Genomic DNA, 19,173 nt, shown 5'->3' on the forward strand with positions numbered 1-19,173 from the left:
CCCGCGATCAAATGGTGGGAGCAGGCTTACCCGGCGAAGGACCTGATGTGAGCGGCCAGTCCTGCCAGCGCTTTATCATCTGCCCTGGCCGCGTCATGGGAGGAGACATAGCCTTCATAACGCTCAAAATATTTGTCCTGGGTCGAACTGATTTTTTTGAAGGCGCTATCTTCCCCGGTCCCGTGCATCGGGAATAATTTGGCGTGCAGATGATCGACGCCATAACCCTCCAGAATCATGCCCGTTCTAGCCACACCTTTTAGCGCTTTGTCCAAAAGCTTCGCCGTCTTCTTGGCTGCGATGACCAAGTCACACAGCACGGTGTCCGGTTCGGCAAACGCATAGCTGCCGTGATGGGTTTTGGGGATAACCACACTGAACCCCGGCGTATTGGGAAATATGGAGAGAAAGGCCATGTGGGTCTGGTCTTCCCACAGGAGGTGGGAGGGTGCAGTACCGCGGGCAATGCTGCAAAAAATACAGTCCATCAAATGCGCTTCCTCGTGCGAGTCAAAAGGTAGACCCTCTTGTATGTGATCTTTGTTATCTAACGATGACTTCACTGACGTTGCGGGCCGCTGTTCACCGCTTAGTCAGACCGCAATATTTTCCAACGCATAAACATCCTCGTCCCTCTCGTCAATCTCCTTGATCTGCTCAATCATCGCCTGCGCCAGCGGCGACAACCGATACCCTGCGCGGCTGACGATTCCGTAGCGGGTGTAGCGCTCCTCCAGGTTTTCGTCCAATCCCTCAATCTGCAAACACACCAACTCGCCCCGTGCCATGTGCAGCACGTCGCTGTTGGCGCTGACGATGCCGATGGCGTCCGAGCGCAGCACCACGCCCATCAGGCTGTAGCCGTTTTCGCATTCCACATTGGGCTGGTAATCCGGCCGGCCGCTGAGGTCGACGATGACTTTGCGCAGGTTCGGCGGGCGGATGGTCACTGCCAGCGGGTAGCTCATCAGCTCGGCGGCGCTGACGCTGTGGCGTGCGGCCAAGGGGTGCCCGGCGCGGCAGCAGAAGTGCCAACGGCGCGGGCGCAGGCGGTGGGTGTGGTAGTCGGGGTTGGCTTCGAAGTGGCGGGTGTCGGCGACGAAGAATTCGAACTCTTCGCTGAGCAGGCGCTTGCCCAGGCTTTGCCAGTCGTCCACCTGGAACTGCACGCGGGCCTTGGGGTAGCGCCCGATAAAACTGCCGATGGCACATGGGACTAACCCAGCTGCCGGCGCGGGGCCGCAACCGAAACGCAGTTCACCGGCTTCCAGTCCGTTGAACTGGCTGATTTCGTTGGCCAGTTGTTGTGCGCCGCTAACCAGGCGCCGTGCATGTTCGAGCATTACCTGGCCTTGCTTGGTGGGCGCCAGGTCTTTGCGGCCACGGTCCACCAGTTGGCAGCCGGCACTGTGTTCCAGGGCCTGGATGCTGCGGCTGAACGCCGACTGCGACAGGTTCACCGCTGCTGCTGCCGCGACGAAACTGCGTTGTTCGGCGAGGGCGATGAAGTGGCGAAGCTGGCGCAGGTCGATATGCATTTTTCACATCAAAAATATCCGGGAAATGCATTGGCTATGCATTACGTCGACTCCTTATAAAGGCTATCTCTTATGCAGTAAATGTTCGTAAAAACATAAATAAATAACCTTTAGGAATATAAGGCGACGAATATTCCGGGGTTCTGGAGCCGCTTATGAGTCTGTTCAAGTCCTTGCCCCTGGCTATGTTGGTGGCCGGCAGCACCAGTTGGTCGCCGGCCCAGGCCGCTGAAAACCCCGCGCCTGCCGGCAAGGGCGAAAGCGCCAGTGGCCAACTGGAAACTGTCACGGTCACTGCCCGGCGGCGTACCGAAAGTGCCCAGGCCGTGCCGACGCCCATGAGCGTGGTCGGCGGCCAGGCCCTGGAAACCCAGCGGGTGTATCGCATCCAGGATTTGCAGCAATTGGTGCCCAGCGTCAACGTCGCCTATATGCATGCGCGCCAGTCCAGCGTGTCGATCCGCGGCCTGGGCAACAACCCGGCCAGCGATGGCCTGGAAGGCAGCGTGGGGCTGTATATCGACAACGTCTACCTGGGGCGCCCGGGCATGGCGGTGTTCGACCTGATGGACATCGAGCAGCTTGAGGTTTTGCGCGGTCCCCAGGGTACGTTGTTCGGCAAGAACACCACCGCTGGCGTGATCAATATCAGCACCCGCGCGCCGAGTTTTACCCCAGAGCGCAGCATCGAAACCTCCCTGGGCGAGGACGGTTATTTCCAGACCAAGGGCACGATTTCCGGACCCCTGACCGATGACCTGGCGGGGCGTTTCTCGGCCTATCGCACGCGCAGCGACGGCGATATCAAGAATGAACATGACGGCCATGATCTGAACGGCGGCTCCCGCCAGGGCTTTCGCGGGCAACTGCTGTACAAACCCAGCGAGGCCTTCAACCTGCGCTGGATCGGCGACTACAACGAAGAAGACTCCAGCGCCGGCACCCGCGTGCTGTACAGCACCGGGCCGACCATCAATGGCACCAACCTGTATCAATCCCGGGCCAACGCGGCAGGCGCCACCCTGGTGGACGGCACCCATCGCAAGGTCAACCTGGACAACGACCAGCACGTCACGGTGTTCCAGGGCGGTACGTCGCTGGAAGCCAACTGGACGCTGCCCAGCGACTTCACCCTGACCTCGGTGAGTTCGTACCGCTGGTGGAATTTCACCCCGCGCAACGATGACGGCCTCAATGTACCGGCGTCGTATAACGCCGGGGTTTCGGTGGAAGATAAGCAGTGGTCCCAGGAGTTTCGCCTGGCGTCGCCCAGCGGTGGTTTCTTCGATTACGTACTCGGCGCTTACTACTTCGGCTCCGACCTGGATAACAAATCCTTTGCCTACTACGGGCCCAAGGCCGATATCTGGAACGGCACGCCTGCCGGTGCGTTGAGCAATGTGAGCAGTGTGGGCAACGGGCATATCCGCACCGACAGCTTCGCGCTGTTCGCCCAAGGCACCTGGCACCTGACCGAGCGCCTGGATTTCACCGCCGGTGTGCGCGGCACCTATGAAGAAAAAAGCGCCTGGGTCACGCGCAATGCGCCAGTCGGTGGCGCGGCGGTCAGCGGGCCTGCCGCCACGGCGCGGCGTGGGCGTACCGGGGCCTATGATTCAGGCGACCTGTCGCAATACAGCGCCACGCCGTCGGGGCTGCTCAACCTCAGTTATCACTTCAACGAAAACCTGCTGGGCTACGCGACGCTGTCCCATGGCGAGAAATCCGGCGGTGTGAACCTGGCGGTGGGGTCTGCGCCGACAGCCGGAGCCGACTCGTTGCTGATTGGCACCGAGCGCGCCAACAACGCCGAGATGGGTTTCAAGAGCACGTTGTGGGACCGCCGCCTGCAGCTCAATGCCAACCTGTTCTGGACCCAGGTCAACGGCTACCAGACCAACGCCTACGACCAGGACAACCGCGTGCAGTACCTGACCAACGCCGGCTCGGTGCGCTCGCGGGGCGTGGAAGTGGAAAGCACCCTGGTGCCGATCAAGGGCCTGACCCTGAACATCAACGGCTCCTTCAATGACGTGACGTACCTGTCTTACAAGGATGCGCCATGCCCGCCGGAAACCAGCCTGCGTCCCGGTGCGCCGGCGTCCTGCGACTTGAGCGGCCATCAGGTAGTGGGCGCCTCCAAGTGGATCGCCAACGCCAACGGCGAGTACAAGTGGAACCTGGCGAACGGCTTCGAACCCTATGTCACCGCCAGCTACGCGTTCCGTTCCAAGGCGGTGGGCACGGTGGAAGATTCCGACTACGGGCAGATCCCGGCGTATGCGGTGGTCAACCTGTCTACCGGTTTGCGCGGCGACTATGACCAAGGGCAGTGGGATGTGTCGCTGTGGCTGAAAAACGCCTTCGACAAAACCTACTACACCACTCTGTGGACCGGCGGTAACGGCGGTTACGAGGGCTTGCTGGGCACGCCGCGCACCTTAGGCGTGACTGGGCGCTACGACTTCTAGGTCGGTGCGATAGGTGGCCGGGCTGAACACCCGCGTCACCAGCAGCATCGCCACTACCGTCACCGTCAGCACCACCCAGGCACTGACAAAGTTGCCGGTAAGCTCGCGCAGCCAGCCGGTCAGCCACGGCGAAATCGCATTGATCAAAAAGCCCACGCCTTGCACGAACGCCGCCAGTTGCCCCGCTTGGCGAGGGTCGCGATGGTGGTCGAGGGTCAGCAGCAGGCTCAGGGCGAAACAGGCGCCCAGGCCGAAGCCGCACAAGGCCACCCACAGGTGAGGATATTCCTGCGGCGCAATGATCAGGCCCAGGTAGCCAATGGTTTGCGCCAACAGGCTGATGCTGAGCAATGGGCGACGGTCGATACCGCGTTGCGCCAGCACTGGCATCAGCAGGGCGGCCGTCACCTGAAAAATCGTCATGAACGCCAGCAATGAACCGCTGGGCAGCATGCCCCAACCCAGTTGCTGATAGTAGGCGGGCAGCCACGCGACCATGCTCATGTAGCCGCAATTGACCAGGCCGAAATACAGCGCCAGCAGCCAGGCGCGGCGGTTGCGTAACCCTTTGAACGCAGGCGCCTGCTGTGGATTTCGCGCCGCGCCCAGCGGCAGCCAGGCCCACAGCAGCAGTGCCCCCAGCGCCGGCAGGAGCCACACACCCAATCCCGCCTGCCATTGCTCGAAATACGTGGCCACTACCGGGCTGAACAACGCCGCCAGCCCACCGCCGGCCATCAGCGAAGCTGAGTACACCCCCATCGCCACCGGCACGCGGTGATGGAATTCGCGCTTGATCATCGCCGGCACCAACGCCTGGATCAGCGCCACGCCCGCGCCGCCGAGCAGCGCGGTCACCAGCAGTGCCGAAGCCTGGCCCATCAGCCAGCGCGCCAGGCACGCCAGCAGAATCATCAACAAGCCCAGGGCGATGCCGCGACGCTCGCCCAGGCGCGCCTCCACGCGCACGCCGACCAGTGCCACCAACCCCATGCAGATCACCGGCAGGCTGGTGAGCAGGGCGCTGCTCTGAAAGCTCAGGCCGGTGGCCTGGCGAATCTCGCCGAGCAGCGGGCTGATGGAGCTGAGGATGGGGCGCAGGTTCAGGCCGAGCACCACCAGCAGGCCCCAGCCGGCGAGGGATTTATTCAGGCTCATGCAGGGTTTTCCACTGATGATACAGCGCAGTCATTGCGGCGTCGGGAAGGTGCTGGATGGGCAGGCGTTGCGCGCCGATAGGCAGGCCGACCTGTTGGCCAATGGCTGCGGTCGACAGGCCGTACGGCTCGGCCATTTCGTTGCTGGCGGCAAACACTACGCGTTCTACACCGCACAGGTACATGGCGCTCAAGCACATCGGGCAAGGCTGTCCGCTGGCATAGATCACGCACCCTTCCAGGCGTGCACCCAGCTGCCGGCTCGCTGCGCGAATTGCCAGCAGCTCGGCGTGGGCGGTGGGGTCCTGGGTCAGGTGGATCTCATTCACGGCTTCCACCAGCACTTCACCGTTGCGCGTCAGCACCGCACCGAAGGGGCGGCCACCTTGGGCGACGTTGGCGCGGGCCAAGGCGATAGCGCGTTGCAGGTGTGGTTGATCGTCGGTCATACAAGGCCCCCGGGCGCGATGAAAGGTGAAGTATGGTCAGCCACCGGGGTATGCTGAAATTAAATATAAACATGCCAATCAGTGGCAAACGCAATGGTGATGACGTTGTTCGACCCCGTGTTGTTGCGCAGCTTTGTCGCCGTGGTGGACTGCGGCAATTTTACCCGCGCCGCCGAGCGCCTGCATTTGACTCAATCCACCGTCAGCCAACAGATCCGCCGTCTGGAAGACGCAGTGGCCTGTCAGTTATTGGACCGCGATCAGCGCCGGGTAGTGGCCACCGCCGAGGGTGAGCGTCTGCTCGCGTATGCGCGCCGTATTCTCGCGTTGCACGAAGAGGCCGCCGACGTGCTGATCAACCAGCAAAGCGACGGCGTGTTGCGCCTCGGCGTGCCGGAGGATTTCGCCGCCGAGCGCCTGATGCCGCTGCTATCGGCGTTTGTGGTGGCCTATCCACGGGTGCGACTGGAGGTCACCAGCGGGCTGGGCCCTGAATTGCAGCGCCAGTACCGGGGCGGTGAGTTCGATGTGTTGCTGGTCAAGCAGATGGGCGACAGCGACGACTGTGTGGCGTCGTGGCCGGAGCCCTTGTATTGGGTCGACAGCCTGAGCACGCCGGCGCTGGGCCGTGACCCGCTGCCGCTGGTGGCTTTCCCGGTGGGCGGCCTGTACCGCAACGACATGCTGCACCATCTTGAGCGTGCCGGTTGGCGTTGGCGCATCGGCTATTCCAGCGCCAGCCTGGCCAGTGTGTGCTCGGCGGTGGCGGCAGGCTTGGGCATCAGTTTATTGCCAGAACGGGTGTTGCAACCGGGCCATCGCATACTCGGCCCAGAAAGTGGCTTGCCAGCTGTTCATGGCGTGCGATTGGCCTTGTATGGTCGCAGTGGCTTGGGCGCAGCGGGCCAGAGTTTGTTGGATGAGTTGCTGGCGTTGTGTAGTGGAAACCCGCACTGAGCCATACCTTTGCTGAATATTTTGTATGCCTTTAGGGCATTGAAAAACGACGGCTTGAAGCCAGGCCACGTACCCCGTGGCTTTGGCGTTAACGGCTGTTTTATATATGCAATTTTGTTCTATTTATAACTTTAAAGATTACTTTAAGAGATAAGTGTCTGGCCCCGATGATTCAGCCCTCGACGGGCCTTCACGTAGGCCCCGTCGGTTTTTCAAAACCGCAGGGAGTGAATCAATGGGCAATGTCCAGACCGCCGCCAGTGCACCCGAGGCGCAGTGGCGCCAGGCACCGAGTGGTGAGTTGGTCGACCTTGGCCGGCCGCATCGCGCGCCGTTGGGGCAATTGCGCCTGCAGAAGACCCCGAAGCGTTTTTCCAGCCGCCGCGAAGGGGTTTTGCTCGGGTTGCTGGTGTTGGCGCTGCACGGTGCAGTGATCTATTGGGTGAGCCAGAAACCCACGCCGGTGCTGCCGATTGTGCCGCCGGAAATTCCACCGATGACCATCGAATTTTCCCAGCCGGCGCCGCCGGTGGTTGAACCGCCACCGCCTGTACCGCCACCACCGCCTCCGCCTGTGGTCGAGCCACCGCCGCCGGTGGTGGATGAGTTGGCGGCCAAGCCGGCGCCGCCCAAACCCATTGTGAAACCCAAGCCCAAGCCCGTGCCTAAACCTGAGCCCAAGCCGGCCCCCAAGGCCGTCGAGCAGCCACCTGCACCACCGACGCCAGCGCCACCTGCACCGCCCGCACCTGCGGCGCCAGAGCCGGTGACGCCTGCTTCGGCCAACGCCGCGTACCTGAAAAACCCGGCGCCGGAATACCCGTCACTGGCTCAGCGCCGCGGTTGGGAAGGCACGGTGTTGCTGCGCGTGCAGGTGCTGGCCAGCGGTAAACCGGGTGAGATCCAGGTGCAAAAAAGCAGCGGTCGCCAGCAGTTGGATGACGCGGCATTGGCAGCGGTGAAGCGCTGGAGTTTCGTGCCCGCCAAGCAGGGCGATGTGGCCCAGAACGGCTGGGTCAGCGTACCCATCGATTTCAAGATCCATTAACTATTCAGCGGCGCAGAGGGAAAACATCATGGCATTGGCATCTCCACTTGAATCCATCGAAAGCGCGGTGATCTGGCTGCTGGTGGCCTTTTCGGTCGCCACCTGGGGCCTGGCCTTGCTCAAGGGCGTGCAGTTCGGTCGCCTCAAGGCCCAGGATCGCAAGTTTCACAAACAGTTCTGGGCGGCATCGAGCCTCGACTCGGCCGCCGAACTCGCCGACACCCAGCCTGGCGCCGCCGCCCGTGTAGCCCAAGCTGGCTATGCCGCGATCCAGGTGGGCGATACCACCCACGCTGCGGATTTGAGCCAGGCGATCAATCACCAGGACCGCCTCGAACGCGCCCTGCGCCAGCAAATCGTGCGCGAGCGCCGCTCCCTGGAGACCGGCCTGGCCGTAGTTGCCAGTATCGGCAGCACCTCGCCGTTTATCGGCCTGTTTGGCACCGTGTGGGGCATCATGGAAGCGCTGAAGGGGATCAGCGCCGCCGGGTCCGCCAGCCTGGAAACCGTGGCAGGCCCGATCGGGGCGGCGCTGGTCGCGACCGGCGTGGGGATCGCCGTCGCGGTGCCTGCGGTGTTGGTCTACAACTATTTCCTGCGCCGCCTGAAGCTGACGGCGGCAGACCTGGATGACTTTGCCCACGACTTCTACAGCCTGGCGCAGAAGAACTCATTCCGCGTGCTGTTGCATCCGACACTGACCAAAGCCAGCGTCGCCAGCCCGCAAAAAGTGAAGGAGGCGTCCTGACATGGCCTTCTCCACGCAAGACAGTGATGAGGTGCTGAGCGAGATCAACGTCACGCCGCTGGTGGACGTGATGCTGGTGCTGCTGGTGGTGTTTATCGTCACCGCGCCGCTGTTGACCAACTCCATCCCGATCAACCTGCCCAAGACCCAGGCCGTAGCGCCGGTCGAGCAGAAAGACCCGCTGGTGGTGAGCATCGACGGCGCAGGCAAAGTGTTTATCAACAAGGACGCCATCCAGCCGGACCTGCTGGAGTTCAACCTGCAGGCGGCCAAGGCCAAGGACCCCGATGTACGGGTGCAACTGCAGGCCGATGACGGTGTGAATTATGGCGAAGTGGCGCGCGCCATGGCGTCGATCGAGCGTGCGGGGATTACCAAGTTGTCGGTGATCACCGCACGGTAGTTTCAAAAAATCTCGACAGTTTTTGGGCCGCTTTCCTTGGCAGGGTGCGGCCTTTTTTTATTTAAGGGTCAGGTATTTATGGATGTTGCACAGGAAAAGAATTTACATGTTTTTGAGTGTTTCCAAGCGTGCAATTCTGGACGACATGATTATGCTGGGCAGTGCATGGAGCAATTTAATTAATGGAGAAATTACATGCCTATACGGTTTCCTGTTCAGCTGGTAAACACGTTTGTAAATCCGCAGGTGTCAACTGATAAGCCTGTAGAAAATTCCCCGGTGGTGGTCTCTCCACCCTCCGGTTCACCACGTCTCAAACATCCTTCAGCCTGTAAGCCGCCAAGTTTGGTTGACTACCAGAGAAAATACGGTGCATCAAAAGGGGGGGAGTCTGCCGGCGTCTCCAGGGGGACGAACAACGGAAGTTCGACATTGAAGAAAAACGCTAATATAGAGTCTTATATTATTAAGCATTCTGGCGATTTTATAACCCCCGAAAAAGAAATTTCAACAATCTTGTCCGCAGCGATAAAGCAGCGCTGGGGATTGGATCTTGATCCCGATAAAACGTTTCTGGTTACATTTAAAGATAATGGGGAAGACGAAAAAGACGTCGTCGAAAAAATAACACTGACACAGGCGGCGCTGAAGAACAGGCAAGATGTAACGATTGAGGATAATGAGGGTTGGTTTCGAAAAATTGCCAAATATTTTTCTCCGGTAGTGTATGTTTACAATAAAATTGACGGCTGGGTCGAAGAGGCAAACAGTCGGCAAGGTATTTACCGGGAACCGAGTGCTCAGGGGGCTGCGCCTTATACTTCGGATACTCAGGTATCCATACCCGTTGATGATTTTAAAGCATTAGTCTGGGATACAGACCGGACTAAACTGTATAAAAATACCCTTGATAGCTTTTGGGACAAGCACAGCGGCTCATATACATCATTGAGTAAAATCTCTTTTGTTAAAGCGATCAATCTACAACGCTTGGAAGGCTCGCTTAAGCCTGCCGAGGCAGCACTCGCCCAGCGTGCGTTGGGGCCTGTTGCGCAAAAGGAATGGTCCGAGCTGACCGCCCAGGATTTTACAATGCCTGCGGTCAAGGACCCGGATCTGGATGTCGGTCTGCTGAGCATCAATGGCTTTCAGTCCACCGACTTGATGTGTGTGACCGACCGCAAAACCCAGCTCACATTGCTTTACATCCCTGGCAATTCCTCGCCGATCCATCGCTTCGACAATCCGGAACAAATGAAAACGTGGCTGGCCGAGCAAGCCAGGGATCCTGTAAAGCGTGAATCACTGTTGACGCATTTCTCCCTCAAGGACCAGGCCAGAAGGTCGTTTTCAGATGGTGTGCGTCAAACCTTGGAAGGGATGGCCAATTGGTCCGAAGCGCAGGCGGCAGGGAACGCGTTTCTTTCGGGGCTCAATGGCTGGGTGCCGGATCGTTTTATCACCGTTGAGCCATTAAGTGGCGATCCTTTTGAAGCGGTCAAGGTTCGGCAAAAAGAGCGTTCTTACTCGGATGCCGACAATGCCATTGTCAGCGATGGCGACTACACCAAGAACAAGATACTGCAGGGTGTGGAAGAGGCCACAAAGGTCGCAATGTTCATGACACCACTGGCGCTGGTCATGCCGGAAGTAGCCATAGGGCTGGATATTTTCTTCCTGGCTGCCGGGGTCACCCAGGCAGGCATCGGTATTGATGATGTCGTCAAAGGCAAAGCGACGGGGGCTGACCGTATCGTTTTTGGCGTATTGAACGCCGTGCCGCCATTAGCCACTCATGCGGGGGCGCCGCTTGCGAAGGTGCTGACAGAGCGGGTCTCCGGGGAGGGCATTGTTGCAGGGGGTGATATTGCAGCCCAGGCGCCCACTCAAGTCACCGAACAAGGGCGGCCAAACTTCAACCCGCCACGACGTGTCAATGGCCAGATAGGATACCCGATGAGCCCTGTTGCGCCTCCGAAGATCCTCGAGGAATTCACGATTCCGATGGACGATATCCATCAAATGTTCTTGCAAGACTACATGGTTTTTGTAGATCAGTACGGTACAAAAGTTACGTATGACGTAGAGGCACGCCTCTGGCGTGGGCTCAACGAGAACGGGCAAGTGAATGACATTTTTTATTGGCGTAAGGGGCAAGGAAAGTGGCTGAGTGGTACTAAAGCCGAGGCGACTGCCGGGAGTAAAAGTGCACCGGTTTCGACTATTAATAAAACACTGAAAGTACCGCCACTGCCGTCGCTGCCTTCCGCCGCTACAGAAGTGCCAAAAGTCATCCACTATTTTTGGGCAGGCAATGAGATGCCAGAGCATTTGCTCGAAAATATTATTGAGAACTCCAGGAAAAGCCCGGGGTATAAGTCTATCGTTCACGTGGATGCCAATAACGCTGGGGCCTTTCAGAAGATAAAATCCGCTCTGGATCACCGAGTGGGTGGGCTTGAAGTTCACGATTTGAAAGAAGAGGAGGCTTTTCGAGAACTCAATGCCGGCAAGTATGGGGAGATGTATCAGTATTTTCGCTCAGGACAAGGGCAGAATTTATCGGCCTCGTCTGACGTCATGCGCGTTGCGCTGATAAAAAAATACGGTGGTATTTATCTCGATACTGACGATGTTCTGACTAAGGGGGTAGGCGATGTCATGCTGAAAGCCACTCCAAATGATATTCTGATGAATTCGCCCGTTACTTACGCTGCCACGGACTTCAATGGGTTCAATACAAGTAATTTTGCTAGCCATCCCGACAATCCTTTGCTCGATACCCTTATGGAAGAATCTTATCAGCGATACAAGGCTAATGAATCCTGGTTGCAGGCAAATCGTCCGTTCCTGCCTGAGGAAGCGACAACCGCAGAGCAACAGGCTTATAAAGAGTATGAAACAAAGATTTTTGAAATAACCGGTCCGAGAATGTTTGGGGATGTGCTCGAACGAGAGAATTACGGTTTCTTTCCGATTGTCGATGAAATAAACGAGCTCTTGAATGCTCGTGTTCTCCTTCCCGAAAATTATGCAAAAAAATACACTGAGTTGAGAGATTATTATATGCCGATGAATCATAAGTTTGGGGTTTCTATCGGGGCGGAGCACTCCATGCAGCATTCTCGTTAATGCGGGTATAGGCTTGGCGGCATGAGCAATAAGTGAGCGCTGGACGCTTGAACGTGACCACTGATTGCTCATCTGGAAAGTAATCCAGCTTCGCCAAAGAGAAGGGCATCGTCTCGCTCTGACACCTGGGTGTCGGGGCGAGCGATGGCGTTTCCTGAGGTGTGGGCGGGGAGACACGGCTAAATTCTATTTTGTTATTAATAAATTCTTTTTTATTCCTTATTCTGTTTGAAGGTCGTCCCTATACTGAGCTGCAACGCTAAACGTTGCAGGAGGGCACACCCATGCACAGCGAGTCGATTCGTTATCTGATCGTGCCGGGCTGGCAAGGATCGCCAGAAGATCATTGGCAAACCCATTGGCAGAACAGCTTGCCCAACAGCGCACGGGTGGAGCAGGCCGATTGGCTGACGCCGCGTCGCGAGGATTGGGTGGCGGCACTGGCCGAGGCCATCGCTGCTGACAGTACGCCGGTTATCCTGATCGCCCATAGCCTGGGCTGCATCACCGTGGCCCACTGGGCCGCCACCGCACCCGTGCAGTTCTTGCGACAGGTACGCGGTGCGTTGCTGGTGGCTCCGGCGGATGTCGAGCGCCCTGCGTGTGCCCCTGCACTGCGCAATTTCGCCCCTATTCCAACTGACCTGCTGCCATTTCCCAGCCAGGTGGTCAGCTCCGATAACGACAGTGCCGTGAGCGCCCCCAGGGCTCTGGACCTGGCGCGTCAATGGGGCGCCGAAGCCGGCATCTTGTCGGGCGCCGGGCATATCAATGTGAAGTCCGGCCACCGGCGCTGGGAGCAAGGGTTTGCTTACCTCTATCGCCTGCAACATCGCCTCGAGCACCACGCTCGGCGCAGCGCCTAATATTTTTCAACGCCCCGTCCCTGTGCGGATTGGGGCGGGAGCCTGCCATGAGTCTGCATGAAACCTTTGGCCAGCCGTTGCTGACCTTTCCCGATGCCGAAAAAAGCCCGTTGAGCATCCGCGCCAAGGCGCTGGTGTTCGTCGACCCACGGTCACGCCAACTGCGTGAAGAGTTGGAAAGCCTTGCGCCGCGTGCCTTGCCCGTATTGATTCGTGGTGAGACCGGCAGCGGTAAAGAATTGCTGGCGCGGCACATTCACCGTGGCAGCGACCGTACTGGCCTGTTTGTCTCGGTCAACTGTGGCGCCATCAGCCCCACCTATGCCGATGCCGAGTTGTTCGGCTATGCCGCCGGTAGCCACAGTGGTGCGGCGAGCAGCCGGGCGGGATGGTTCGGCTCGGCCAACGGCGGCACCTTGTACCTGGATGAGATTGGCGACTTGCCGCTGCCGATCCAGGTGAAGTTGCTCGCGGCCCTGGAAAACCACGAAGTCACCCGTGTCGGTGCCCATCAGCCGAGCCCGGTGGATGTGCGCCTGGTGGCCGCCACCAGCATCGACTTGGCCCAAGCCGTGGCCGTGGGCAAGTTCCACGAGCGTCTGTTTCATTACTTGAGCGAAGGCCGGCTGGACCTGCCAGCGTTGCGCGAGCGGGTGGGGGATATCTTGTCCCTGGCCGAATATTTCCTCGGCATCTACAGCCAGCGCCTGGACCTCCCGGTGCCGCTGATCAGCGACGCCGCCCAGCAGGTGCTGGAGCAACACACCTGGCCGGGCAATACCCGTGAACTGGAAAACGTCATTCACTTTGCCTTGCTGGTGAGCAGTGGCGATGAAATCTTGCCCGAGCATTTGAACTTGCCGGTGGCGGGTTCGCCGCTGGAGCAAGTACGACGAATTTTTGCCAGCGCCAGCCCAGCCGAGAAGGAATCGGTGCGTAAATTCCTGTATGAGCAAAATGGAATATCAACGTGAATAAAAGATATTGTTCGGGAATAAAAAATCTAGGTATTGTCCTCACCACGCCGCGATAGCACTTCGCTGGCACCTCACATAAAAACGGTCGTTAGAAGGACATTGCATGAAAAAGGTTCTGTTGTTTACCGCTCTGGCGGCTGCCCTGACTGCCGGCTTCGCCCAGGCCAACGAAAAGCTGGTGGTGGCTGCTACGCCGATCCCGCACGCCGAAATCCTCGAGCTGATCAAGCCGACCCTGGCCAAGGAAGGTGTGGACCTGCAGATCAAAGTCTTTACCGATTATGTACAACCGAACGTGCAAGTCGCTGAGAAACGTCTGGACGCCAACTATTTCCAGACCCTGCCGTACCTGGAAAACTTCAACAAAGGTAAGGGCACCAACCTGATTACCGTGGTGGGTGTGCACGTTGAACCCTTCGGCGGCTACTCGAAAAAGATCAAGAAAATTGAAGATCTGAAAGACGGCGCCACCGTGGCTATCCCTAACGAAGGCTCCAACAGCGGCCGCGCCCTGTTGCTGCTGCAAAAGGCCGGTGTGATCACCCTCAAAGACCCGACCAACGCCTTGGCCACGCCGAAAGACATCGCCAGCAACCCCAAGAACCTGAAATTCAAAGAGCTGGAATCGGCCCTGCTGCCACGGGTACTGGACCAGGTTGACCTCGACCTGATCAACACCAACTACGCCCTGGAAGCTGGCCTGAACCCGGCCAAGGACGCGTTGATCATCGAAGACGCCAAGTCGCCGTACGTGAACTTCCTGGTGGCGCGCCCGGACAACAAGGACAGCGATGCTATCCAGAAGTTGGCCAAGGCCCTGACCAGCCCGGAAGTCAAAGCTTTCATCGAGAAGAAGTACAACGGCGCGGTGGTGCCAGCGTTCTGATGTAAGCCAAAACTCCTTCAAGGTTTCAACGCCGACGGCTACTACAGCGTCGGCGTTTTTTTATCTGAAATACACTCAAAGACTGTGGGAGCTGGCTTGCCTGCGATAGCGGTGGGTCAGTGTCACATCTGTACCTGACGGACCGCTATCGCAGGCAAGCCAGCTCCCACAGAGGTAAGTTTTTTGGTGATATGGATATGCTATCTAGGTATTTAAACTTTGATTTTTATACCTTTAAAGTTCGCGCTAGCTGACGTTATCCACGTCGGCACGGACTGCGCTCGCGGCATTACCCATGCGGCGATATGGACTGCACATGACCTTCGATTTCGCTTTTATCCTCAGCACCCTGCCGGCGTTTCTCAAGGCCGTGGGTGTGACGCTGCAAGTCGGCCTGATCGCCATTGCCACCTCCTTGCTGGTGGCGCTGATCAACGCTGCGCTGCTGGTGTTTCGCACGCCTTACCTGTCGCGCCTGGTGGCGTTGTATGTAGAGCTGGCGCGTAACACGCCGCTGTTGATCCAGCTGTTTTTCGTCTACTTCGCGCTGCCGGCCCTGGGTTTCAATATTTCCGGGTTCTGGGCGGCGATTATCACCATGACCTTTCTGGGCGGCGCCTACCTCACCGAAGTGCTGCGCGCCGGTGTGGAAGCGGTGCCGCTGGCGCAAATCGAGTCGGGCAAGTCCATTGGCCTGTCCGACTGGCAACTGCTGCGCCATGTGATTCTGCCCCAGGCCGGTATCCTCAGCCTGCCGGCGTTGTTCGCCAATTTCATTTTCCTGCTCAAGGAAACCACCGTGGTGTCCGCGGTGGCGGTGCCGGAGATTCTCTACACCACCAAGAGCTACATCGCCCTCTACTACAAGACCTACGAAATGCTCGCCGTGCTGACGCTGATTTGCGTGCTGTTGTTCCTGCCGTTGTCGCTGTTGCTCAGCCGCCTGGAAAGGAGGCTCCAGCATGGCCAGTTCGGGTCTTGAGTTGCTCTGGGTGTCGTTGCCGCAACTGAGCAAGGGCGCTGCGCAAACCCTGTCGATTTCGTTTTTGAGCATCGCCTTCAGTACGGTGGGCGGCGTGCTCTACGGCGTGCTGCGCACCTTGAATAACAAGGCGATCAACGGCGTGCTGCGGGTCTACCTGGAACTGTTTCGCGCCATTCCGGTGCTGGTGTGGTTGTACCTGCTGTTTTTTGGCCTGCCGATCTTCTTCGGCCTGAGCATTCCGAGTTTCTGGTGCGCGGTGCTGGTGCTGTCGTTGTGGGGCGCCAGCGAGGTGGGCGAAGTGGTGCGTGGCGCGCTGCATTCGTTGCCCCGTGGCCAGCGCGAAGCGGGCCTGTCGATTGGCCTGTCCGGCCCACAGTTGTACGGCTATGTGCTGCTGCCCCAGGCCCTCAAGCGCATGACGCCGCCGACCATCAACGTGTACACGCGCATCATCAAGACCAGCTCCCTGGCGGTGCTGATTGGTGTGGTGGATGTGATCAAGGTCGGCCAGCAAATCATCGAGCGCACCTATGAGTCTGTATTGATCTACGGTGCGCTGTTCCTGTTTTTCTTCTTTATCTGCTACCCGTTGTCAGCCGCCTCCAAGGTGCTGGAACGGCGCTGGGCCCAAGCATGAGCGCATTGATCGAGTTCCAGGGTTTCAACAAATTCTTCGGCGAGACGCAGGTGCTCAAGGGCATCGACCTGAGCGTGCAAAGCGGCGAGGTGGTGGTGATCCTCGGCCCCAGCGGTTGTGGCAAAAGCACCTTGCTGCGTTGTTTGAACGGTTTGGAAGTGGCACACAGCGGCAGTCTGCGGTTTGCAGGCCTTGAGCTGTTGGATAAAACCACCGACTGGCGCCAGGTACGCCAGGACATCGGCATGGTGTTCCAGAGCTACCACCTGTTCCCGCACATGAGCGTGCTGGACAACATCCTGCTCGGCCCGCTGAAAGTGCAAAAGCGCGACCCCCGCGAGGCCCGTGAGCAGGCGCAAAAACTGCTGGAGCGCGTGGGCCTGGCCGACAAGCGCGATGCCTTCCCTCGCCAGCTTTCCGGCGGCCAGCAACAACGCATCGCTATCGTGCGCTCGTTGTGCATGAACCCCCAGGTCATGCTGTTTGACGAAGTCACCGCGGCCCTCGACCCGGAGATGGTCAAGGAGGTGCTGGAAGTGATCCAGGGCCTGGCCCGCGATGGCATGACCCTGCTGATCGTTACCCACGAAATGGCCTTCGCCCGCGCCGTCGCCGACCGCGTGGTGTTCATGGAGGCCGGTCGAATCCTCGAACACAACACCCCCGAGGCATTCTTTACGAACCCGCAGACCGCACGCGCGCAGCAGTTCCTGGAGAAGTTCTCCTTTGTTTCAACACTGCCCAAAAAGATCAAGGAACTGGAGCTGATATGAAAAAGTTACTGCTGCCACTGTTTGCCGTCGCCTTGCTGGCCGGCTGCGATAAAAAGGCCGAAGAGCCGGTAAAACCTGCGGCTGTGAGCTACATCGACAAAATCAAAGCGCGGGATAAACTGATTGTCGGCGTGTTTACCGACAAGCCACCCTTCGGCTTTGTGGACGAAGCCGGTCGCTATGTCGGCTTCGATACCGACATCGGCCGGCAATTCGCCAAGGACCTGCTGGGCGACGAAAACAAAGTGGAATTTGTTGCCGTGGAACCGGCCAGCCGCATTCCCTTCCTGCAAAGCGACAAGGTCGACCTGATCCTCGCCAATATGACCGTGACGCCTGAACGCAAGGAAGCGGTGGACTTTACCAACCCCAATCTGAAAGTCGCGGTCCAGGCCCTGGTGCCGAATGACAGCGCCGTCAAAAGCCTGGATGACCTGGCCACCCGCACGACCATCGTCACCACTGGCACCACGGCGGATATCTGGCTGACCAAGAACCACCCGGACTGGAAGCTGCTCAAGTTCGAGAAGAACTCCGAGTCGCTGCAGGCGCTGTCGGCTGGCCGTGGTGATGCGTATGCGCAGGATAATCTGGTGTTGTTCAGTTGGGCCAAGCAGAACCCAGGTTACCGTGTGCTGGAAGAGAAACTGGGTGATGAAGCGCCGATTGCCCCGGCGGTGAAGAAGGGCAATACCGAGCTGCGTGACTGGGTGAATGCCGAGCTGGCAAAGTTGGGCGAGGAGAAATTCCTACTCAAGCTCTATGACCAATATGTGCGTAAAGAGCTGAGCGATGACACCAAGCCTGAGAGTGTGATTGTGGAAGGCGGTAAGTGGCAGGGCTGATTGAACACGTCCTTGTAGGAGCGAGCTTGCTCGCGAAGAACGCACAGGCAACGCGGGCTACCAGATAACGCTGCGTTATCGTTGACGTTTTTCGCGAGCAAGCTCGCTCCTACTCCGGCCAATGCCAAGCCGGTGCATCCAAAATGCCTTGTCCCACAATCCGCGTTTCCCCCATCACCTTCTCCAACACAATCGAGTTACACCCCTCATCCTGCTGCAACGCCGCAATCAACCGGCTGGCATGGCTCACCACCCACACCTGGCACTGTTTCGAGGCCTGGATAATCAAGCGCGCCAGTGCTGGCAACAAGTCCGGGTGCAGGCTGGTCTCCGGCTCGTTCAGCACCATCATGGTCGGTGGCCTTGGCGTCAGCAGCGCGGCGATCAGCAGCAGGTAGCGCAGGGTGCCGTCCGACAGTTCCGCCGCCGACAACGGGCGCAGTAAGCCTTCTTGATAGAACTCAATGGCAAAGCGTCCGCCCTGCAAGGGTTCGATATGCAACCGTGCGCCGGGGAAGGCATCACTGACCGCGTGCTGCAACGCCTCGACATCGCCCACTTCGCGAATCGTCTGTAACGCGGCCGCCAGATCCCGACCGTCGTGATGCAGCACCGGCGTGCGCGTGCCTAATTGCGGCTGACGTACCGGCGCATCCACATCGCTGCGAAAGTGATCATAAAAACGCCAGCCACGGATGCTTTCGCGCAGCAGCAACACTTCCGGCGAACCGCGCAGGCTGCCGACCTGATCGAACAGGCTGTGATAGTTGGGCGTGTGCTGGGCCAGTACGTCCCAGGCGCGGCCATCACGGGCGCGTACCATCGGGCCCGAACGCTGCACCAACAGGCTGGCCGGGCGGTAGAGGGGGCCGGCCCAGATACATTCCTTTTTAATTTCCGGGTCCAGTTTGAACTCGCTGCCGGGAACCGGGATGGGCATGCCCAGGGAGATGGCGTAGCTGAAGTCCTCCCCGGCAAAGCCCAGGCGCAAGCGTTTGACGCCTTGGGCAACCACGGCCTCCACCGGCACTTCGCCATTGCGCATGCGCCGGCTGATGTTTTCCGGCCCGGCCCAGAATGTGGAATCCAGCCCGCCTTCACGGGCCAGCGCATTGATCACCCCGCCCTGGGCGGTTTCGGCCAACAGGCGCAGGGCGCGATACAGGTTGGACTTGCCGCTGCCATTGGGCCCAGTCACCAGGTTCAGCCGGTCCAGGGGCACCACCAATTTGTTGATCGAGCGGTAATTGGCCACCGCGAGGGTTTTAAGCATGTGTATTTAGTCAGCGTGGGAACCATTG

Annotated in this window: 18 protein-coding genes; 13 read left to right on the forward strand and 5 right to left on the reverse strand. The window is 58.9% G+C overall.

What is annotated here, in order from left to right; all coding sequences use genetic code 11:
• Window positions 1-26: 26 nt before the first annotated feature.
• Both TX24_RS00505 and TX24_RS00510 read right to left on the reverse strand, forming a co-directional pair.
• A complete protein-coding gene (locus TX24_RS00505) occupies window positions 27-488 on the reverse strand; it encodes an HIT family protein (RefSeq protein ID WP_057709524.1) in 462 nt (153 codons plus the stop codon).
• A gap of 105 nt (window positions 489-593) precedes the next feature.
• Complete coding sequence (locus tag TX24_RS00510; protein WP_057709525.1) at window positions 594-1,538, reverse strand: LysR family transcriptional regulator; 945 nt, start codon at window positions 1,536-1,538, stop codon at window positions 594-596.
• A 155-nt stretch (window positions 1,539-1,693) separates the two neighbouring features.
• On the opposite strand from TX24_RS00510, the gene TX24_RS00515 reads away from it, so the two are divergent.
• The gene (locus tag TX24_RS00515; RefSeq protein WP_057709526.1) at window positions 1,694-4,009 is read left to right on the forward strand and encodes a TonB-dependent receptor; all 2,316 of its coding nucleotides are present in this window, start codon (window positions 1,694-1,696) and stop codon (window positions 4,007-4,009) included.
• Here the strand turns inward: TX24_RS00515 and TX24_RS00520 are convergent.
• Both TX24_RS00520 and TX24_RS00525 read right to left on the reverse strand, forming a co-directional pair.
• A complete protein-coding gene (locus TX24_RS00520) occupies window positions 3,980-5,167 on the reverse strand; it encodes a CynX/NimT family MFS transporter (protein ID WP_003187597.1) in 1,188 nt (395 codons plus the stop codon). The two genes, TX24_RS00515 and TX24_RS00520, sit on opposite strands and share 30 nt — an antisense overlap.
• Window positions 5,154-5,615, reverse strand: coding sequence for a nucleoside deaminase (locus TX24_RS00525; RefSeq protein WP_057709527.1), 462 nt, complete (start codon window positions 5,613-5,615; stop codon window positions 5,154-5,156). The genes TX24_RS00520 and TX24_RS00525 overlap by 14 nt, the downstream gene beginning before the upstream one ends.
• A 105-nt stretch (window positions 5,616-5,720) precedes the next feature.
• Here TX24_RS00525 and TX24_RS00530 point away from each other — a divergent pair, with 105 nt between their 5' ends.
• The 12 genes from TX24_RS00530 (at window position 5,721) to TX24_RS00585 (ending at window position 17,872) form a co-directional block, all read left to right on the forward strand.
• Window positions 5,721-6,572 carry a LysR family transcriptional regulator gene (locus TX24_RS00530; protein WP_057702704.1) on the forward strand — a complete coding sequence of 284 codons (852 nt, stop codon included), beginning with the start codon at window positions 5,721-5,723 and terminating at the stop codon, window positions 6,570-6,572.
• A 235-nt stretch (window positions 6,573-6,807) separates the two neighbouring features.
• Window positions 6,808-7,620, forward strand: coding sequence for an energy transducer TonB (locus TX24_RS00535; protein ID WP_003187602.1), 813 nt, complete (start codon window positions 6,808-6,810; stop codon window positions 7,618-7,620).
• Window positions 7,621-7,645: 25 nt separating this feature from the next.
• Complete coding sequence (locus TX24_RS00540) at window positions 7,646-8,368, forward strand: MotA/TolQ/ExbB proton channel family protein (RefSeq protein WP_087149709.1); 723 nt, start codon at window positions 7,646-7,648, stop codon at window positions 8,366-8,368.
• A gap of 1 nt (window position 8,369) precedes the next feature.
• Window positions 8,370-8,771 carry an ExbD/TolR family protein gene (locus TX24_RS00545; protein WP_003187607.1) on the forward strand — a complete coding sequence of 134 codons (402 nt, stop codon included), beginning with the start codon at window positions 8,370-8,372 and terminating at the stop codon, window positions 8,769-8,771.
• Window positions 8,772-8,966: 195 nt separating this feature from the next.
• Window positions 8,967-11,903, forward strand: a complete 2,937-nt coding sequence (locus tag TX24_RS00550) for a glycosyltransferase family 32 protein (protein WP_157255538.1) — start codon at window positions 8,967-8,969, stop codon at window positions 11,901-11,903.
• A gap of 284 nt (window positions 11,904-12,187) precedes the next feature.
• A complete protein-coding gene (locus TX24_RS00555; protein ID WP_003187610.1) occupies window positions 12,188-12,769 on the forward strand; it encodes an alpha/beta hydrolase in 582 nt (193 codons plus the stop codon).
• A 47-nt stretch (window positions 12,770-12,816) separates the two neighbouring features.
• Window positions 12,817-13,743: a sigma 54-interacting transcriptional regulator gene (locus TX24_RS00560; RefSeq protein WP_056782590.1), complete on the forward strand. Its 927-nt coding sequence runs from the start codon at window positions 12,817-12,819 to the stop codon at window positions 13,741-13,743.
• Between the two features lie 106 nt (window positions 13,744-13,849).
• Window positions 13,850-14,632 carry a MetQ/NlpA family ABC transporter substrate-binding protein gene (locus TX24_RS00565; RefSeq protein ID WP_003187613.1) on the forward strand — a complete coding sequence of 261 codons (783 nt, stop codon included), beginning with the start codon at window positions 13,850-13,852 and terminating at the stop codon, window positions 14,630-14,632.
• A gap of 316 nt (window positions 14,633-14,948) precedes the next feature.
• Window positions 14,949-15,614, forward strand: a complete 666-nt coding sequence (locus tag TX24_RS00570; protein WP_003187615.1) for an amino acid ABC transporter permease — start codon at window positions 14,949-14,951, stop codon at window positions 15,612-15,614.
• Window positions 15,595-16,254 carry an amino acid ABC transporter permease gene (locus TX24_RS00575; RefSeq protein ID WP_003187616.1) on the forward strand — a complete coding sequence of 220 codons (660 nt, stop codon included), beginning with the start codon at window positions 15,595-15,597 and terminating at the stop codon, window positions 16,252-16,254. Before TX24_RS00570 ends, TX24_RS00575 begins: the two co-directional genes overlap by 20 nt.
• Entirely contained in the window at window positions 16,251-17,027 is a 777-nt protein-coding gene (locus TX24_RS00580; protein ID WP_057709528.1) for an amino acid ABC transporter ATP-binding protein, read from the forward strand. Before TX24_RS00575 ends, TX24_RS00580 begins: the two co-directional genes overlap by 4 nt.
• Window positions 17,024-17,872, forward strand: coding sequence for a transporter substrate-binding domain-containing protein (locus TX24_RS00585; protein WP_003187618.1), 849 nt, complete (start codon window positions 17,024-17,026; stop codon window positions 17,870-17,872). The genes TX24_RS00580 and TX24_RS00585 overlap by 4 nt, the downstream gene beginning before the upstream one ends.
• A 109-nt stretch (window positions 17,873-17,981) precedes the next feature.
• Here TX24_RS00585 and TX24_RS00590 read toward each other — a convergent pair whose 3' ends face one another.
• Window positions 17,982-19,145, reverse strand: a complete 1,164-nt coding sequence (locus TX24_RS00590; protein ID WP_034125474.1) for an AAA family ATPase — start codon at window positions 19,143-19,145, stop codon at window positions 17,982-17,984.
• Between the last annotated feature and the right edge of the window lie 28 nt (window positions 19,146-19,173).

The sequence above is a fragment of the Pseudomonas lactis genome, from assembly GCF_001439845.1.
In the GTDB taxonomy this organism is placed as follows: Bacteria; Pseudomonadota; Gammaproteobacteria; order Pseudomonadales; family Pseudomonadaceae; genus Aquipseudomonas; species Aquipseudomonas lactis.

Excerpts from the sequence above, each read along its gene's own strand:
- TX24_RS00505 (WP_057709524.1), bottom strand. The coding sequence starts at position 488 with ATGGACTGTATTTTTTGCAGCATTGCCCGCGGTACTGCACCCTCCCAC.
- TX24_RS00535 (WP_003187602.1), top strand. The coding sequence starts at position 6,808 with ATGGGCAATGTCCAGACCGCCGCCAGTGCACCCGAGGCGCAGTGGCGC.
- TX24_RS00545 (WP_003187607.1), top strand. The coding sequence starts at position 8,370 with ATGGCCTTCTCCACGCAAGACAGTGATGAGGTGCTGAGCGAGATCAAC.
- TX24_RS00590 (WP_034125474.1), bottom strand. The coding sequence starts at position 19,145 with ATGCTTAAAACCCTCGCGGTGGCCAATTACCGCTCGATCAACAAATTG.
- TX24_RS00560 (WP_056782590.1), top strand. The coding sequence starts at position 12,817 with ATGAGTCTGCATGAAACCTTTGGCCAGCCGTTGCTGACCTTTCCCGAT.
- TX24_RS00550 (WP_157255538.1), top strand. The coding sequence starts at position 8,967 with ATGCCTATACGGTTTCCTGTTCAGCTGGTAAACACGTTTGTAAATCCG.
- TX24_RS00555 (WP_003187610.1), top strand. The coding sequence starts at position 12,188 with ATGCACAGCGAGTCGATTCGTTATCTGATCGTGCCGGGCTGGCAAGGA.
- TX24_RS00510 (WP_057709525.1), bottom strand. The coding sequence starts at position 1,538 with ATGCATATCGACCTGCGCCAGCTTCGCCACTTCATCGCCCTCGCCGAA.
- TX24_RS00580 (WP_057709528.1), top strand. The coding sequence starts at position 16,251 with ATGAGCGCATTGATCGAGTTCCAGGGTTTCAACAAATTCTTCGGCGAG.
- TX24_RS00585 (WP_003187618.1), top strand. The coding sequence starts at position 17,024 with ATGAAAAAGTTACTGCTGCCACTGTTTGCCGTCGCCTTGCTGGCCGGC.
- TX24_RS00565 (WP_003187613.1), top strand. The coding sequence starts at position 13,850 with ATGAAAAAGGTTCTGTTGTTTACCGCTCTGGCGGCTGCCCTGACTGCC.
- TX24_RS00575 (WP_003187616.1), top strand. The coding sequence starts at position 15,595 with ATGGCCAGTTCGGGTCTTGAGTTGCTCTGGGTGTCGTTGCCGCAACTG.
- TX24_RS00515 (WP_057709526.1), top strand. The coding sequence starts at position 1,694 with ATGAGTCTGTTCAAGTCCTTGCCCCTGGCTATGTTGGTGGCCGGCAGC.
- TX24_RS00525 (WP_057709527.1), bottom strand. The coding sequence starts at position 5,615 with ATGACCGACGATCAACCACACCTGCAACGCGCTATCGCCTTGGCCCGC.
- TX24_RS00520 (WP_003187597.1), bottom strand. The coding sequence starts at position 5,167 with ATGAGCCTGAATAAATCCCTCGCCGGCTGGGGCCTGCTGGTGGTGCTC.
- TX24_RS00570 (WP_003187615.1), top strand. The coding sequence starts at position 14,949 with ATGACCTTCGATTTCGCTTTTATCCTCAGCACCCTGCCGGCGTTTCTC.